Origin of the sequence: Mucilaginibacter pocheonensis (assembly GCF_031456535.1) — a bacterium.
GTDB classification, from domain to species: Bacteria; Bacteroidota; Bacteroidia; order Sphingobacteriales; family Sphingobacteriaceae; genus Mucilaginibacter; species Mucilaginibacter pocheonensis.
In genome coordinates this window covers 1,161,208-1,178,033 of sequence record NZ_JAVDUU010000002.1, presented here as the reverse complement: position 1 = coordinate 1,178,033, position 16,826 = coordinate 1,161,208, and the positions used below count along the sequence as shown (strand labels likewise).

The following is a 16,826-nucleotide window of genomic DNA, read 5'->3' as shown; positions in this document are numbered from 1 at the left end:
AACATGAGAACCACTAAGCCCAAGCTTACTCAGCAGGATATAAGAAGATATAATTGGTACATATGGCGAACCGTAATAGCCGGCTTTGTATTTGTTGCGCTCATGATAGCGCTCACTATTTTTGATGTGTTTGGACAGCTACCCTCTTTCCGCGACCTGGAAAACCCAAAAAGCAACCAGGCATCAGAGGTAATATCATCTGATAAAAAGGTATTGGGTACTTATTACATACAAAACCGCTCAAACGTAACCTATGCAGAACTGTCGCCCAACGTTATCAACGCGTTGGTAGCTACGGAGGATAAGCGCTTTTATGACCATTCCGGTATCGACTTCGGGCGCAGCTTCACTATTTTCCTGCATTTGCTTATCGGGCAAAAAGAAGGCGGCAGTACCATTACCCAGCAGCTGGCGCTTAACCTGTTCTCTGAAAGGGCCGCCAATCCGTTTAAACGTTTTATTCAAAAAATGCAGGAGTGGGTAACCGCCGTTAAACTGGAACGCCACTATACCAAACAGGAAATCCTGACCATGTACCTTAATACCGTTGATTTTGGCGCCTATAATACCTACGGCATAAAATCAGCAGCACGCACCTACTTTAATACCACGCCTGATAAACTTACGCCCGACCAGGCCGCTTTGCTGATAGGCATGGTTAACGGCCCGGGTATTTATTCGCCTATAAGGCATCCCGATAATGCGCTGAGGCGCCGTAACCTGGTTTTAAACCGCATGCAGGAACAACACGCGCTGAGTGCCGGCCAGGTTGAGGAATTTAAACAGAAACCGCTCGGCCTTGATTTTCATCCGAACAATCATTTTGACGGACCGGCGCCATATTTCAGGTCGGTACTCAAAAAAGAGCTGCAAAAATTATTTAAGGAACAAAACATTAACCGGCCCGATGGTACACCGTATGACCTTGACCGGGATGGCCTTAAAATTTATACCACCATTGATGCCACCATGCAGCAATATGCCGAAGAAGCGCAACAGGAATATATGCGCAATTTGCAGGTGCAGTTTAATGATCACTGGCGCGGACAGAATTTGGCAAGAAACATACACAACTATAAGTTCCTGATACAACAGGGTATGCTAAAATCAGACAGATACAAGCAATTAAAGGCCCAGGGCATGGATGACGAGGATATTAAAACTAATTTTAATACCAAAACCACACTTAACCTGTTTACCTGGCATGGCGATATCGATACGCTGATGAAACCTATCGACTCTATTGTTTATTGTAAGATGCTGCTCCGCAACGCCCTCATGAGCATGGACCCTACCACCGGCTATGTGAAGGCATGGGTGGGTGGCACCAACTTTGAACATTTTAAGTATGACCAGGTAAAAAATGGTACCCGCCAGGTGGGTTCAACTGCAAAGCCATTTACTTATGCCGTAGCTATTGACAATGGCTACTCGCCTTGTATGAAGATCAATAACGTGCCCGATACTATACGCGGTTACGGCGCGCCATGGAGTCCGCGATCGTCGCCATCTGAAACCTTGCCGGGTTTTATCACCCTGCGCCAGGCGCTGGCCCACTCTCAAAACTGGGTAACCGCCCATGTGATGAGCGAGGTTAAGCCCGAGCCGGTTGTTGAACTGATTAAAAAAATGGGAATAACCAGCGCAGTGCCCCCATATCCATCTATTTGCCTGGGTACGTTTGATGCTTCGGTGTTTGAAATGACGGCTGCTTACTCTGTATTTGCCAATCACGGCCTGTGGACAGAGCCTACCTATATATTACGCATTGAGGACAAAAACGGCAACGTGCTATACACCCATACGCCAAAAGTAGTACAGGCCATGAACCCGCAAACAGCTTATGTAATGACCTATATGCTTAAAGGCGTAATACAGGACGGAACCGGCTCAAGGCTGCAATGGAAATACAAGCTTAACAATCCAATCGGCGGTAAAACGGGGACCACTCAAAATAACTCTGATGGCTGGTTCATTGGTATTACACCGCAACTGGTTACCGGCTTATGGACTGGCTGCGAAGATCGTGACATTGCGTTCCAATCAACCAGACTGGGCGAAGGCGCCAACAGTGCCCTGCCTATATTTGCGCTGTATATGAAAAAAGTGTATGCCAACGCGGCACTGGGTATTAAAAAGAATGTGGACTTTGACGCCCCCAAAAACGGCGTAAGTATTGTAATGGATTGCCAGCAATATAACCAGGAACAACAGGGCACTGATGAAGTTGATAAAAAGCTGGGATTTTAGGTGGTTCAATAAGAACTAAATAAATTCGTCATTAGGAACGACAGTAAAGAATCTGTAAACCATTTGCAGGTCGTAAAATAGGCACTTCGTTCCTCCCAATGACTTATTATAAAAAGCATTTGTCATGCTGAACGGAGTGAAGCATCTTCTTCAACAGAAAAGTCGGTGCTCAGCAGGGCGAAGAAGATCCTTCGTTTCCTCAGGATGACAAACGTTTTAAGTCATTTCCACTTAGAGACGGGGGATTTAAAATTCTGAATAACAAAAATACGCATTGTGAGCACTCGTTAAAGAAATGGAGAGATTTGATTATAGGGAAGCATTAAAAAACATACCTCATAAACCAGGTGTGTACCAGTATTGGGATAGCGAGAGGGAACTGATATATATTGGGAAGGCCAAAGACCTCCGTAACCGCGTTGCCTCCTATTTTAATAAAGATCTGAACGTAAATGCCAAAACAAAGGTTTTGGTATCAAAGATCCGCAACATCACTTTTACTATTGTTGATACCGAAGTGGATGCCTGGCTGCTGGAAAACAGCATGATCAAAAAGCATCAGCCACGGTATAATGTAATGCTCAAGGATGATAAAACCTATCCCTGGATCATTATCAAGAACGAGAACTATCCCCGTATTTTCTGGACCCGGCGTATTATAAAAGATGGTTCAAAATACCTGGGCCCGTATGCCTCCATCAGCATGATGCATAACATTTTGGGGCTCATTAAAGAAACCTACCCCCTGCGCACCTGCAATCTGCCGCTTACACGCGAAAACATAGACAAAGGTAAATTTAAGGTTTGTTTGGAGTACCAGCTGGGCAACTGCAAAGGTCCCTGTCAAAATTACCAAACCGAAAACGATTACAACAACAGCATTGAGGAGATAAAAGATATTTTGAACGGCAAGATAGGGGCTGTATTGCGGCGTTTAAAAGGCGAAATGGATACCGCGGTAGCTGAATACAACTACGAACTTGCCCATCGCCTTAAAAGAAAGTTCGACCTGCTGGAGAACTACCAAAGCAAATCAACTATCGTTAATTCGTCTATAACCGATGTTGATGTTTTCAGCATCGCCTCTGAAGAAAAAATTGCCTTTGTAAACTTTTTAAAGGTAATGAACGGCACCATCATCCAAACGCAAACCATTGAGCTTAAGAAACGGCTGGATGAAAGCGATGAGGAATTGCTCACCCTGGCTATATCAGAGTTCAGAAGCCGTTATAACAGCGATTCTAAAGAAATCATTGTGCCTTTTAATATCGACCTGGAAGATCATCCCGGCATAAAATTTACCGTGCCCAAACTGGGCGAAAAACGAAAACTGCTTGACCTTTCCCAAAAAAATGTACAGTTCTTTAAAAAGGAAAAAATAGATCAGTATGAAAAGCTGAACCCCGAGATCCGTACCGAGCGCTTGCTTACCCAAATGATGAAGGATCTGCGCATGAACCAGTTGCCCCGTCATATTGAGTGTTTTGATAACTCCAATTTTCAGGGTAAATACCCGGTTTCGGCCATTGTGGTGTTTAAGGATGGCAAGCCGTCGAAAAAGGATTACAGGCATTTCCATGTAAAAACCGTGGAAGGGCCAAATGACTTTGCTACCATGGAAGAGGCCGTACACCGCCGTTACCGCCGTATGCTGGACGAAGGTACCGAACTGCCGCAACTGATCATTATAGATGGTGGTAAAGGTCAGTTATCATCGGCTATGCATAGCCTTAAACTGCTGGGTATTGATAAGCAGGTAACGGTGATAGGTATTGCAAAACGCCTGGAAGAGCTATACTACCCAAACGACCAGTACCCTATGTACCTGGATAAAAAATCAGAAACGCTTAAAGTGATCCAGCACCTGCGCGACGAAGCGCACCGCTTTGGCATCACTTTTCACCGTAAGATACGTGATAAAGGCACCCTGGCCACCGAGCTGGAACTGATAGACGGTATTGGCAAAACCACTGCCGAAAAGCTGCTGAAGTACTTTAAGTCGGTAAAAAAGATCCGCGAAGCCAGCGAGGAAATGCTGCTGGAAGTAGTTAACCTGAAACAAGCGAAAGCAATATTGGGATACTTTGGCGGAGAGGTGGAGACAAGTCAAAATTAAAATTCACCTGTCGACCAGGTGCGCCGGAAAATACAAACCTGCAGCAATTAGCTTTTGAGCATTGTTGCATTATCAATAAAACAAAAAAGCCAAAACCCGGTACCCGAAGGCCCGGAATTTTGACTTTGAAATTTAGGTTTGTAATTGGTTAGTACGACCAAAGGTTAAGCTCCCAGTCCATCAGCGATTTTTTAATCCGCTCCGATTCGTAAAGCCTGTCAATACCCTGCGCATAATCTTTTATACGTTCATCCTTATCATTGCTTTCTTTAACAATGTAACTGGTGAACATTCGTTTCATAAAAACATCATCAAAACTTAGGCCGGTAGCATCGCTGTTGCGGCTCACTACCTCTTTTGTAGCCAGCACCTGTCTTGCTTCAGGAAAATATATCCAGAAAGCCGGCTGATAATCCAGATCGATACTGGAGTTACTTATTTTTGGTTTGATCATTGGAGCAATACCAATAATACGCGGCTCAAACACAGAACGCTGCCTGTCAAATACCCAGTCTTCCTTTATTCTGAACCTTACAACACTATCGGGGTTAAATTCGCCTGCTACCATTGATGATGACACTACGTTACCATCCTTATCAAGTTTGTTAACCACGCTGCTATCCGAAGCCATGCGGCCCTGGGCCTGCGCGGCTGTTAAAGGAGTAGTAAAACCATCACCACCCGGGTCATCCTTTTTGCCTGGTGTAGGGTCATAAGCTGTAAGCTCGCCGGCGGCAATAGCTTCCAGCAAAACATCTATCAGGCGGCGTTTAGGCGAAGCCAGGTACTGGTTCATTTTTTCGCGAAGATCAATTTCGCGCCATATACGCTTGGCAAAAGCCACATCATTTTCACGAAGATTTGGCATCGGCGTAACCCTGGCGCTCAAAATATTGTTCCTTTTGTAATAGCCATCAAGTGGCCTTTCAAACGGTTTGTTGGCGTCAAAACCCTTGCGTTTAGTAGTATCAGCAACCGTTGGCTGGCTCACCACATTATCCTGCTGACTGGATTGCTGCTGTAGCTGTTGTGGTGGCTGCTGTTGAGGTGCAGTAGTTGCTGCAGGTCTCCTGGTACGCTTTTTAGCCGGGCGTTTTTGGGCAAATACTGCCGAAACACAAACTAAGCAAAGCATAACTACCAAAATTCTCTTTTTCATACGCTTTTAATTTGCGGATAATACAATAGGATCAAGTCCTCTGGGCGTTCCATCAGGGCCAACTGCAACAATATCCTTAAATACCACAGTAGTACCCGGTGTAACAGTGTTCATTGCTGAACGCATAGCACCAGTTAACTCGGCTCCGCTGCCTGATAATATAATGGCATCCTGGCGGGGCTTTACTATAAGCAACGTAAAACGGGTTACGTTAAATTTAGCATCAAAATCAAAATTTTCCAACCTGGCAAATACCCTGTCCTGTGCCCTGATGTTGGCCGCGCTGGTATTGCCACCGCTTTTACCGGCAAACTGTGGTTTAGGGTCAGGGATACGTTTAATACGAAATTCCGAAGTGCCTAATACCATTCCTTTATCGCCCGTAACGGTAACCCGCGCTGTGCCTATGCTGTGCACAATAGCGGTATAGTGACCGCCGCTGCCGCTTAAGGAACCGCCAGACATGTTTACCTTCATGCTTTCTTTTGATACGCCCGGTGCCGATACCGAAAGTGGGTTGGGCACACCGATGTATAATACGTTCATTTTATCGGGCGATACCACTGCCGACGGCTTGGCTACCATATAACTGCCGCTTACCGGGTACACCTTTGGCGGGCCTTCTACCTGTTTTACTGACAGGCTACCGGTCCAGGTGTGTAAACCTTCGCCGCTTGCGGTAGTAGTATAAGTACCTACACCATTAGAAGTTGGTATAGAAGCCCCTCCTATAGTTATCGCAGGGTTTGAGTTTTGATCATACGCTGTCAAATAAATTTCGGCTTTGTATTGCTGTCCGGCCAAAACATAACTGCTTGGCGCAACCGCCACTGCCTTAAACTGATTTAAAGTTACCTGCGCCACATCAACCTTGCCTAATATCTTTTTCACTACTTCGTTCTCGGCATTTTTTGTATCAGTTTGTATTTTGGCAAGGGTAGTTAACGCGGCACCCAGTGGAATACCATCGCCAAAATAAGCCTGCTGCCATGATTTTTTCTTTGGTCCGGTTGCATTTAATGAAAAATTAACACCCGCCGCGTCTTTACCTAATAGCTGCAATAAACGTGCCCTGGTGTCCTCAATTTTTTGTTTCAGCACATCGGCTTTTTTCGCGTTGATCATTACCTCGGGCGATATATCAAGGCTTTCCCTTGCATCCACATCACCGGTTTCTTCGTTAATGCCGCCTCCCTTTTTTATCAACTCTGCTTTTAATTCTTCAATATATCCGTTCAGGTCATCAGCAATTTTACTTGCACTTTTAGCTTGTGTTAGTAACTGCTGGGCTTTTTCGGGCTGTTCCTTTAACTTGGTTGCCTCAAATGCCGAATAGGTACTTTGCAAACTGGTAGTAACATTTTTCCTTGACTGATCTAAACTGCTTGTAATATTTTTAAACGCATCCAACAGGCTATCCGGCACGTTAAGGGCAATTAAGCCTAAAAGTACCAGGTATAATATACCTATCATCCGCTGTCTTGGGGTTTCCTTACCTCCGGCCATCCTCTATAAATCTTAGCTTGTAAAAAATCTATTAATTATATTAATTAACACGTGGCTGGTTCATCGCTGTAAGCATGTTACCATAAACCGAGTTTAAGGAGGCCAGGTTTTTAGCTAAACGCCCAACCTCTTCCTTAAACTGTCTTGAATCATCTAATGATTCATTAAAGTTGTTCATGGTTAATGACAAGTTCTTATAAAAGTTGTTCATTGATTTTAAATGAGCGCTTGAATCCTGCAGCTCAAGTTCATAAACAGCATTTAGTTGCGAAAGGTTACGACCCAATTTTGTTACCTGCTCATGATAAGCTTTTGAATCAACATTTGAATTAGCCATTTCGGCCAAATTAGCCGAAGCTTTTTCAAAAGCGCTGCTTAGTTTATCATAGCTTGCGCCTGCTGCTTTAATTTTATCAGTAAAGGCAGTAGTAGCTTCGCCTGCATCTGCTACCTTTGATATGGCAGCAACTTTATCGCCAAAAGTCCGTAAACCATCACCCAGGCTACGCACCAAATCAGGGCCTATTTTTGCGTCATCAAGCATCTTATCCAAAGCGGCTGTGCTTGAAGATGCACTGGCTACAGGTCTGGCAGATGCTGTTGGTAACTCACCTCTAAAGTCTTCGCTTAGCTCGGGGTAAACACGTACCCAATCAATATCTTTATCTTCCCTTTGCCAGCCCAATAAGAAAAACAACACCGCTTCCATTCCTAACCCCAGGGTTATAAATAATGAAGCCATTGGCCAGTGCTGGATTTTAAATAATAAACCAATAATTACAATTGTAGCTCCCCATGATACTACGTTCCCAATTCCATAAGGTTTTTTCTTTCCTGCCATAATAATCAGAAATAACTTTTAATAGTAGATGTTTGTTAATTTGTTTTTATAAGATGAAGGTTATTGATTTTACCGCTTGTCTTTAATATCCCGGCCCAGGTACTGTGTTACACAGCGGAAACCGATGTATGATTTCGCGGTGTCCTGATACTCATAGCTGCGGGTAGCGTTTTGAAGGAAATAGCCGATATCTTTCCATGACCCGCCGCGTACAACTTTACGTTTAAGTACTTCAGGATCGGTAGCCTTGGCTTCGTAGTTAAATGTTGGTGCAAGATCATGAACAAATGACGATGCCGACTCATCGAATGTTGACGATGTCCACTCGGCTACGTTGCCGGCCATATTGTACAGGCCATAATCATTAGGGAAATATGAGCGAACGTTAACGGTATAAGCTCCACCGTCATCGGTATAATTACCGCGTCCTGGTTTAAAGTTGGCCAGAAGGCAACCTTTTGCGTTCTTAATATAAGGGCCTCCCCATGGATAATCGGTACCTACCCTGCCTCCGCGTGCGGCATATTCAAATTCGGCTTCGGTAGGCAGTTCATAAGGTAAACGGCGGGGTAAGCGGCGCGAAGCTTTGTACGCCTCATTATAACGGGTACGCCATACCGTAAACGCCCTTGCTTGTCTCCAGGTAACCCCTACAACCGGATAGTTACGAAAAGCCGGATGCGAAAAATATCCTTCAACCATGGGCTCGTTGGCAGCGTATGAAAAATCGCTGAGCCATACCAGTGTATCGGGATAAACAGTTACCGTATCATGCAAAATAAAATCAGAACGTCTTTTGGTTTTATCATTTTTATAGTTGGCCGCGTCGCGGAGCACCATCAGCGAGTAGTTGTACTTTAACAAACGGATGTCGATCTCGTTACTGTCAAACACCCGGTCTTCGCCCTGGTAATACATACCCTGAAGTTTTGACCCATTCCCGGCTTGTCCTTTTTTATCACTCCAGATAGAGTTTTTCTTTACAAATGCCCAATTGATAAACTTTTTACCGGTAGCATTATTGGCAGCGCCTTTTTGCTGTATGTAATATTTGCTATCATTAAGATAATTGGTTATAGCAATTGAATCACGTACCCAGTAAACAAATTGTTTGTACTGGCTATTGGAGATCTCGGTTTGATCCATAAAGAATGGAGCTACGGTAACTTGTTTGGTTTGCGCTATTTGCGAAAAGGTTACATCCTGGTCTGTTTGGCCCATCAGGAAAGTTCCGCCCGGAATATACACCATGCCATACGGCACCTCGGACCTGAAGGAACGTTGTGGAACCCCCGTCACCTCGCCTCTGTCACCCCCTTTACTGCAACCACCCAATACCCCGCTAACTATAACTATTATAAAAAAGTAGATCTGCTTCATTTTAAAATCAAGATTCAGTTATATAAACTATAACATTATGCACCCCCCGAATATATCAAAATTTGTGCTATCAAAGCCAAAAAACATTTAATTTTAAGCTAATATATAGACAATAAATGTCCTTTGCGTTATTTAAACGACAAATTATTGTATAATAGACGTTGCTCATACTAATTACAGCAATGCAAATTAGTTGCCATTAATACGCAATTATGCCATAAAAAGTTGCGGTAGGATTGTATAATTTCCGGATATTATTTATTCACCAGCTTAACATACTGCTCAATGGCCATTGTCATAGACGGGGCGCCAGGGGTAGGCGCCGGGATATCAAGGATAAGGCCGGCTTCGAGCACAGCTTTATGGGTTGTAGCCCCAAAGGCAGCTATCCGGGTGTTATTCTGTTTAAAATCAGGGAAATTTTTATATAATGACTGGATGCTTGAAGGGCTGAAAAAAGCGATCACATCATAAAATACGTCGGCCAGGTCTGAAAGATCGCTGCAAACGGTACGGAACAATACAGCGGGTGTAAAGTTATAACCATTCTCAAGCAGGAAACGCTGAGTTTCTTCGGCAGCAACATCAGAGCATGGATAAAGAAATTTTTCGGCCGAATGCTTTTTCAGCACCTCAGCCAGATCGGCAGCGGTTTGTTTGCCAAAAAATATTTTGCGTTTACGGTACTGGATATATTTTTGCAGGTAAAGGGCGATAGTTTCTGAAAGACAGAAATATTTCATCTCTACAGGCACCTCAAAACGCATTTCTTCACAAATACGGAAGAAATGATCAGCAGAGTTACGACTGGTAAAAATAACAGCTGTAAAATCGCTCAGGTTTATCTTTTCCTTTCTAAAATCCTTCGCCGGAACGCCTTCAACATGAATGAATGATCGGAAATCAATTTTCAGGTTTAGCTTTTTAGCCAGTTCAGCATACGGATTCTTATCGTTTTCGGGTTTTGATAAAGTAACTAATATACTTTTAACCTTTTTCTTTCTGTCTTCCAAGTCAATTCGTTTAACTACCTAAATTCTAATATTCAATGCCTTTATCAAAATTAAAATGGGGCAAATTTCGAGGGCACAAAGATACGTAAATAAATAAAACTTATGAAATCGAAAAGTAGAAATTATATTTACGCTGCTCCTGAGGTATTGCCATGCAAATATAATTATGATAATAATTAGCGTTACGATAAGCAAAGCAGGTATATACAGGCTACTAAGCATACTAAAGCAAAGTACTACGGGTAAAAATATAAATGCCAGGTTAAAATAAGTTAGGTGTAATATATTAAGATACTCGCTTACTAAGCGGCCAATATCAAACACAAACCCTAAAAACTTGAGCACCCAAAATTTGAGCGCGAACAAAATTATAATCAGTATAGTAAGCGATATGTAAAGCCTGCTCCCTCCTACTATATAATAAACTCCATTGTAAGCAGCTAACTGGTATAAAAACAAGCCACAGGTTAAACAAAACAACAAAAACAATCCCAAAAAAGCCCAGGGACTTACAAAGCCCTCTTCTTTGCCAGCCTGCGATAATATCCTTTTACTATAAAATGATTGTAATACGTAACTTATATCCTTATTTAAGGCGATATTAAGTATGGCAGTATATAGCAGCAGGCATATAATGATGATAATGATCCAGGGATCACGCAGCGGCCGCACATGGCCATCCTTAACCAGGCTTTTTGACTTTAAATGTATATCTAAAAACCCGTAACCTTTATACAAGGTATGGGCCAGCAAACTATCTGCAAATTCGCTGTTTGATGCTGAGTCGGGGGCATGTATATAACGCATGGCCAGTGAATCGGCCACAAAAAGCTTGCGGGCATGCATAGCGGCTGCTACCGAATCGAGCAGAGAAACTCCCTCGCTGCGTATAATATGGCGGGGTAAAGTTTTAGGGGCATCTGCTACCGAATCCTGCTGTGCAAAAGCCACAGGACAATTAATTAAGATAAACAGAAAGCACCAGGCAACCAAACGCATTTTAAAGCAATAAATAAACCCCTTGATTTTGTTGCAAATTTATTGTAATAATTGGTTGTTTTATAAATACGGTATAATTTACCCACACCGCAGCAATAAAAGCTTATTTAATCGGCACGCCGGTGGCTGACCAAAAAACCAGGTATCCTCCTGTGCTTTTTTCAACCTTTACATGCACTAAAATCCGTTTAGGATCAGGGTATATATTAAGGGCATTAATGTTATGGTGATCGCTTTCGGCCATTTTGTTTTTATTGTCCCACTTGGCCAGGTCATGCACTATATAGCTCAAACAGCTGTCTTTGGCAACAATATCATTATAATAATCAGGCAGCCAGAAATCTTTTACGGCTACCCCGTCCTTATACGTAAGCTCAACCTGCAGTTGCGAACCGCCCTCGGCACTGGTAAGGCCCAAATACATGCCCATATATTTTTTTTGAGGTACATAAAACCCAAAATTGCCCACTCCCGAAACATAGCGGGCCTGGGAGTTAATACCGTCTTTGTTTTTATAATGCAACGTAATTGACGGATGTTTAGTAGTAGCCCCGATATGCGGATTATCAGGCAAAGCATGCGGAGCAATGTCCTTATTAAACAAGGCGGCGGCCATGGTAAGATAGCCATCGCCCTGCCCATCTCCATCAATGCCTTTAGTCCAGGTAACCAGCTTGCCTTTGGTTAGGGTAGTTATCGGACGCGCGTTTAAAAGCGTATCAATATTGATCTGGATCTCGCGTCCTGGCTGCTGGCTGTAAGCACCAATATTAATCAGGATACAAAATATAAATGACGCAATGATTTTCGGTTTCATCTCTATAGATCGGCCGCACAAACGGATAATTAAATATAGCTTAAAAACAGTGCTTATTCAAATAAACAGCTATGGCATACCGGCTTACATATTATCATTCAGCAATAACAAGATCATGTCTGTATAACCGTTCCCGGCAAGCCCTGACCGGTGTTATAAAACCTGGTCGTTTTTAAAAAAATGCGCGCCCGCTCCTTTGATATCCGTTTCAACCGTAAACAAAGCACCACTTAAAGGATATTGATTTAACTGGCTTTTGCTCAACCCCTGCTTTGCTGTGGTAATAAAAAGCGTTTGCATATTATCTCCGCCAAATGCACAAGAAGTAACATGAGGAGCGACAACCATCACTTTCCCAATCAGGTTCCCGTTATGGGGGTCATAACGGTTTACACAAGCGCCACCCCACATGGCTACCCATATCATGCCATCTTTGTCAACTGTCATTCCATCAGGCATACAGCCGGGTTCTTCTATCTTTACAGCAATTCGCTCTCCGGAAATATTTCCTGTCGTTAAATCAAAATCATACGCTTTAACATCATAATCAAATGAATCAATATAATACATCGTATGGTTATCACCAGACCACCCAATGCCATTGGATACGCTCCTGTTCTCTATCACTTTTTTAAACGAACCATCATAGCAATATAGAGCCCCTTCGTGCAAATTTGCGTCGACATGCATTGTACCAATCCATAAACGCCCTGCCGCATCGCATTTTCCATCGTTGCAACGGTTCATCGGTTTATCACTTTCAATATCCAGGAGCTTCTGTCGCTTGCCCGTTTTAAACTCCAGCACTTCAACAGAACCTTGCAAGGCAACTATTAAGTTACCATTTGTCGCGGGCACAACAGTTCCTATTCTTTTATCTAATTTTCGCGATTCAATGGCTTTGGTGACCGGATCAATAGCGCCAACCATCATTCCTTCAATATCTACAAATAAAAACTTCTTCCATCCGTTGTGCCAGATAGCTCCCTCGCCAAGCATTAAACCAGTTTGATGCAACAATTCTGCCTTCCAAATTTGCATACACTTTTATATAAACAGTTACGCCTCAATAATATTTGTCTATTCCCTCCGCTGGACCTTCAGTTAAATCCGAATTTAGGAAATTAACCACAAGCATACACCCAGAGGCTATCCGAAAAAGCCTGAATTGCAAATAATAATTAAACAAATTTGATAGAAAAATTGCCAACCCGGCATTTTCTTTCAAATTTGTACCCGATCACATAACTACCTAAATAAAATGAGATATTTTATTCTTATCACTTTACTATTGGCTTGCAATAGTTTAGCTTTTGCAAACACGGGCAAACCCATTGCTGATACCCTGGAACATGGCAGCGTACTGTTGGATACCGACGGCCAACCCATTAATGCCCATGGCGCCGGCGTAATGTATCATAAGGGGATTTATTACCTTTTTGGTGAAATAAAAAACGGAAAAACCTGGCTTGTTCCCGGTCAAAACTGGGAAGATTACCGGGTTCCGGCAGGAGGTATATCCTGCTATTCATCTACCGATCTGAAGCATTGGAAAAAAAGGGGTATAGCCTTAAAACCGACGGTTAATGATCCCGGCAATGATCTTGATACCAGCAGAGTGATTGAAAGGCCCAAAGTGATCTACAATGAGCAAACCAGGAAATTTGTAATGTGGATGCATATAGATAAGAACGACTATAACTATTCGCGGGGCGGTGTTGCCATAAGTGATAGTCCGGTTGGGCCATACCAATACCTGGGCAGTGTAAAACCGAATGATCAAATGTTGAGAGACATGACCTTGTATAAGGATGAGGACGGAAAAGCTTACCTTATTTACTCTTCCGAAGACAACAATACCATGCACATTTGCCTGTTGAGCGATGATTATTTAAAGCCAACAAAAACCTATGTAAGAGTATTTGAGAATAAAAAGCGGGAAAGTCCGGCTATTTTTAAGCACAACGGGAAATACTTTTTAATTACGTCGGGTTGTACTGGCTGGTCGCCAAATGCGGCATCATACGCCGTTGCCGATAATATAATGGGGCCGTGGACAGAGCAGGGCAATCCGTGTAAAGGACCAAACGCCGAGGTAACTTTTTTCTCTCAGGGTGCATTTGTACTGCCTGTTGCCGGTGAGCCGGGAAAGTTTATTTTTATGGGAGATGTATGGAATAAGACCGATTTGGAAAAATCTTCCTATCTATGGTTGCCACTAAGCATCAATGATGATAAGGTAGAGATCTATAACCCTTAAACCTGTTTTGTACAGCTTTAACGGTATAATTTTAATATAATAATTACAATAGCTTTAGCGCTTTCTAATTCAGGAATGAAAAAACAAATTATTTGCTCTTTTGGCGCCATGCTCTGCGCATTATTGGTGGTTAACAGTGTATCTGGTAATGTGAACAACCACAAAAGATACCCGGTAGTTGGCAGGGACTCATCTGTTAAAAAAAACGCTCGCGCCGGTAAACCCATCAGCCCGGATTTGTTCGGAATATTTTTTGAGGATTTGAGTTACGCTGCCGATGGCGGTCTTTATGCAGAACTGATTCAAAACCGTTCATTTGAATATAATCCGGCTGACAGAAAAGGCTGGAATTCCTTTACCGGCTGGGAATATACTACCGAAGGCTATGGTTACGGAACTATCTCTGTAGAAACAGCAGCTCCTTTATCCGTAAATAATCCGCATTATGTTGTTTTAAATGTAGAAGAAGAAGGCAGGGAGGGCGTTGGTTTAACCAATACGGGTTTTGATGGCATCGTTGTAAGGGCCGGAGAACAATATAACTTTTCGGCTTTTGCCCGCCAACTTTCTGATCAGTCAATTCCAATCCAGGTTAAATTGCAGGGCAAAAAAGGAACTGTGTATGGCGAGGCAACTTTCTCTGCCCAGAGTAAAGATTGGAAAAAATATACGGCAACCATTACAGCAGCTCAAAGCGATGACAGCGCCCGTTTGGTTATTGTGGCCAAAGCTAAAGGCAAAATAGCGCTGGATATAATTTCTCTTTTTCCTCAAAAAACGTTTAAAAACCGGACTAACGGCCTTAGGCCTGATATTGCGCAGGCAATTGCCGATCTAAAACCTAAGTTTATGCGTTTCCCGGGGGGCTGCCTGGTACATGGCGACGGCATTGGAAATATTTACCGTTGGAAAAATACCATAGGTCCTGTGGAACAACGTACAGAGCAACGGAATATATGGAACTACCATCAGAGCGCAGGGCTTGGTTATTATGAGTATTTCCAGTTTTGTGAAGATATTGGAGCTAAGCCCGTACCAGTTTTAGCTGCAGCAGTAAGCTGTCAAAATTCAGGCGGTACCTGGCGCATCGGCGGAACAGGGCAGCGCGCGTTGCCTATGAACGAAATGCAGGCGTACATTCAGGACGTTTTAGATTTAATTGAGTACGCAAATGGCCCAACCTCCTCAACCTGGGGAGCAAAAAGGGCCCAGGCCGGACATCCTGCTTCATTTCACCTGCAATACCTTGGTGTTGGCAATGAAGATAAAATTACGCCCGGATTCAGGGAGCGGTTTAAAATGATCTATGACGCTGTGAGCGCCAAACATCCCGAGATTACGCTGGTTGGTACGGTTGGCCCCAGCCCCTCGGGCCAGGATTTTGAGCTGGGCTGGGAATTTGCCGGTCAATTAGCCGTGCCCGTAGTTGATGAGCATTATTATGAAAAACCAGAATGGTTTCTGCGCAACAACCTGCGGTATGATACCTATAACCGTTCCAAATCCAAAGTTTATTTAGGAGAGTATGCCTCGCAGGGCAATGCGTTATTTAATGCGCTGGCCGAGGCAGCTTACATGACGGCGCTTGAACGTAATGGAGATGTAGTGAAAATGGCTTCTTACGCGCCGCTTATTGCACGTCAGGGTCATACTTCCTGGAACCCCAACCTCATTTACTTTACAAATACAGCTGTAACGCCAACAGTTAATTATTATGTACAGCAGCTGTTTTCCACCAATCAGGGCGATCGTTATTATTCAAACATTGTTTCCTTTACCGACAAGAAAAGCTTAAAAGATTCAACACTTACCGCATCTTGTGTAAAGGACAGCAAAACAGGCGACCTTATTGTGAAGCTGGTAAATGCTGGCGGTGTAGCCAGGCAGGCCCGGGTAGACCTTACCGGCTTTAAAAAAATCAACCCAAAAGCGAGCCGCACTACGCTTTCGGGCACGTCCCGCGCTGAGAACACCCTTGCAAACCCTCATAATATTGTTCCGGAAACGTCGGCGTTTGCGGCCGAAAAGTCTTTTGTTTATGGGGTAGCGCCATATTCACTCACCGTGATCAGAATAAAAACAAATGGCGATCAGCTAAAAACCGAGATTCAATAAAATAGAGAATAAGCATGCCTGCTGTATTTGGCTATTACCTGCTTAGGGAATAAACTAATTAAATCCGCAGTTCAACAAAAAAAGGAAGATTCGAAGCAGATCTTCCTTTTTTGTTGAATCCTTTTTTGTTGAACCTAAAATCATTAAAAAGTCGGCAGGATACGTTCCTTACTTTTAACTATTAGTCAACAAATAGTGCTTTCTTATATAAAATCCAAGCCGCGTCTTGTATCAACATAACAAAAAGCCTTTTGCGCAATTAACTATTTGTTAAGTGCTTAAAATCAACACTTTGCGTGATATATATCACATTTTAATTTAAAAATAAGTGTATTTTTAGTTAGGGTGATTTAATCTCCCGTAACTCCCT

At 43.1% G+C, this 16,826-nt stretch carries 12 protein-coding genes; 4 read left to right on the top strand and 8 right to left on the bottom strand.

Annotated elements, in window-relative coordinates; genetic code table 11:
- Nucleotides 1–3: 3 nt before the first annotated feature.
- Together J2W55_RS12075 and uvrC are read left to right on the top strand one after the other, a co-directional pair.
- On the top strand, nt 4–2,250 hold the full coding sequence (locus J2W55_RS12075) for a penicillin-binding protein 1A (protein ID WP_310095996.1): 2,247 nt from the start codon (nt 4–6) through the stop codon (nt 2,248–2,250).
- A 295-nt stretch (nt 2,251–2,545) separates the two neighbouring features.
- Nucleotides 2,546–4,366 carry an excinuclease ABC subunit UvrC gene (gene uvrC, locus J2W55_RS12070; protein WP_310095995.1) on the top strand — a complete coding sequence of 607 codons (1,821 nt, stop codon included), beginning with the start codon at nt 2,546–2,548 and terminating at the stop codon, nt 4,364–4,366.
- Between the two features lie 148 nt (nt 4,367–4,514).
- Here uvrC and porN read toward each other — a convergent pair whose 3' ends face one another.
- The 8 genes from porN to J2W55_RS12030 all read right to left on the bottom strand — a co-directional run bounded on the left by porN (nt 4,515) and on the right by J2W55_RS12030 (nt 13,122).
- A complete protein-coding gene (gene porN, locus J2W55_RS12065) occupies nt 4,515–5,525 on the bottom strand; it encodes a type IX secretion system ring subunit PorN/GldN (RefSeq protein ID WP_310095993.1) in 1,011 nt (336 codons plus the stop codon).
- Between the two features lie 6 nt (nt 5,526–5,531).
- Complete coding sequence (gene porM / locus J2W55_RS12060; RefSeq protein WP_310095991.1) at nt 5,532–7,031, bottom strand: type IX secretion system motor protein PorM/GldM; 1,500 nt, start codon at nt 7,029–7,031, stop codon at nt 5,532–5,534.
- Between the two features lie 40 nt (nt 7,032–7,071).
- Nucleotides 7,072–7,872, bottom strand: a complete 801-nt coding sequence (porL, locus tag J2W55_RS12055; protein ID WP_310095989.1) for a type IX secretion system motor protein PorL/GldL — start codon at nt 7,870–7,872, stop codon at nt 7,072–7,074.
- 69 nt (nt 7,873–7,941) lie between these two features.
- Nucleotides 7,942–9,252, bottom strand: coding sequence for a T9SS ring complex lipoprotein PorK/GldK (gene porK / locus J2W55_RS12050; RefSeq protein WP_310095986.1), 1,311 nt, complete (start codon nt 9,250–9,252; stop codon nt 7,942–7,944).
- A gap of 254 nt (nt 9,253–9,506) precedes the next feature.
- Nucleotides 9,507–10,271 carry a uroporphyrinogen-III synthase gene (locus J2W55_RS12045; protein WP_310096480.1) on the bottom strand — a complete coding sequence of 255 codons (765 nt, stop codon included), beginning with the start codon at nt 10,269–10,271 and terminating at the stop codon, nt 9,507–9,509.
- Between the two features lie 12 nt (nt 10,272–10,283).
- A complete protein-coding gene (locus J2W55_RS12040) occupies nt 10,284–11,216 on the bottom strand; it encodes a DUF4271 domain-containing protein (protein ID WP_310095984.1) in 933 nt (310 codons plus the stop codon).
- A gap of 151 nt (nt 11,217–11,367) precedes the next feature.
- A complete protein-coding gene (locus tag J2W55_RS12035; protein ID WP_310095982.1) occupies nt 11,368–12,081 on the bottom strand; it encodes a hypothetical protein in 714 nt (237 codons plus the stop codon).
- A 153-nt stretch (nt 12,082–12,234) separates the two neighbouring features.
- Nucleotides 12,235–13,122: an SMP-30/gluconolactonase/LRE family protein gene (locus tag J2W55_RS12030; protein ID WP_310095981.1), complete on the bottom strand. Its 888-nt coding sequence runs from the start codon at nt 13,120–13,122 to the stop codon at nt 12,235–12,237.
- Between the two features lie 220 nt (nt 13,123–13,342).
- On the opposite strand from J2W55_RS12030, the gene J2W55_RS12025 reads away from it, so the two are divergent.
- Nucleotides 13,343–14,341: a glycoside hydrolase family 43 protein gene (locus J2W55_RS12025; protein WP_310095979.1), complete on the top strand. Its 999-nt coding sequence runs from the start codon at nt 13,343–13,345 to the stop codon at nt 14,339–14,341.
- 75 nt (nt 14,342–14,416) lie between these two features.
- A complete protein-coding gene (locus J2W55_RS12020) occupies nt 14,417–16,456 on the top strand; it encodes an alpha-L-arabinofuranosidase family protein (protein ID WP_310095977.1) in 2,040 nt (679 codons plus the stop codon).
- The last annotated feature ends 370 nt before the right edge of the window (nt 16,457–16,826 follow it).

Excerpts from the sequence above, each read along its gene's own strand:
- J2W55_RS12075 (WP_310095996.1), top strand. The coding sequence starts at position 4 with ATGAGAACCACTAAGCCCAAGCTTACTCAGCAGGATATAAGAAGATAT.
- uvrC (WP_310095995.1), top strand. The coding sequence starts at position 2,546 with ATGGAGAGATTTGATTATAGGGAAGCATTAAAAAACATACCTCATAAA.
- porN (WP_310095993.1), bottom strand. The coding sequence starts at position 5,525 with ATGAAAAAGAGAATTTTGGTAGTTATGCTTTGCTTAGTTTGTGTTTCG.
- porM (WP_310095991.1), bottom strand. The coding sequence starts at position 7,031 with ATGGCCGGAGGTAAGGAAACCCCAAGACAGCGGATGATAGGTATATTA.
- porL (WP_310095989.1), bottom strand. The coding sequence starts at position 7,872 with ATGGCAGGAAAGAAAAAACCTTATGGAATTGGGAACGTAGTATCATGG.
- porK (WP_310095986.1), bottom strand. The coding sequence starts at position 9,252 with ATGAAGCAGATCTACTTTTTTATAATAGTTATAGTTAGCGGGGTATTG.
- J2W55_RS12035 (WP_310095982.1), bottom strand. The coding sequence starts at position 12,081 with ATGAAACCGAAAATCATTGCGTCATTTATATTTTGTATCCTGATTAAT.
- J2W55_RS12030 (WP_310095981.1), bottom strand. The coding sequence starts at position 13,122 with ATGCAAATTTGGAAGGCAGAATTGTTGCATCAAACTGGTTTAATGCTT.
- J2W55_RS12025 (WP_310095979.1), top strand. The coding sequence starts at position 13,343 with ATGAGATATTTTATTCTTATCACTTTACTATTGGCTTGCAATAGTTTA.
- J2W55_RS12020 (WP_310095977.1), top strand. The coding sequence starts at position 14,417 with ATGAAAAAACAAATTATTTGCTCTTTTGGCGCCATGCTCTGCGCATTA.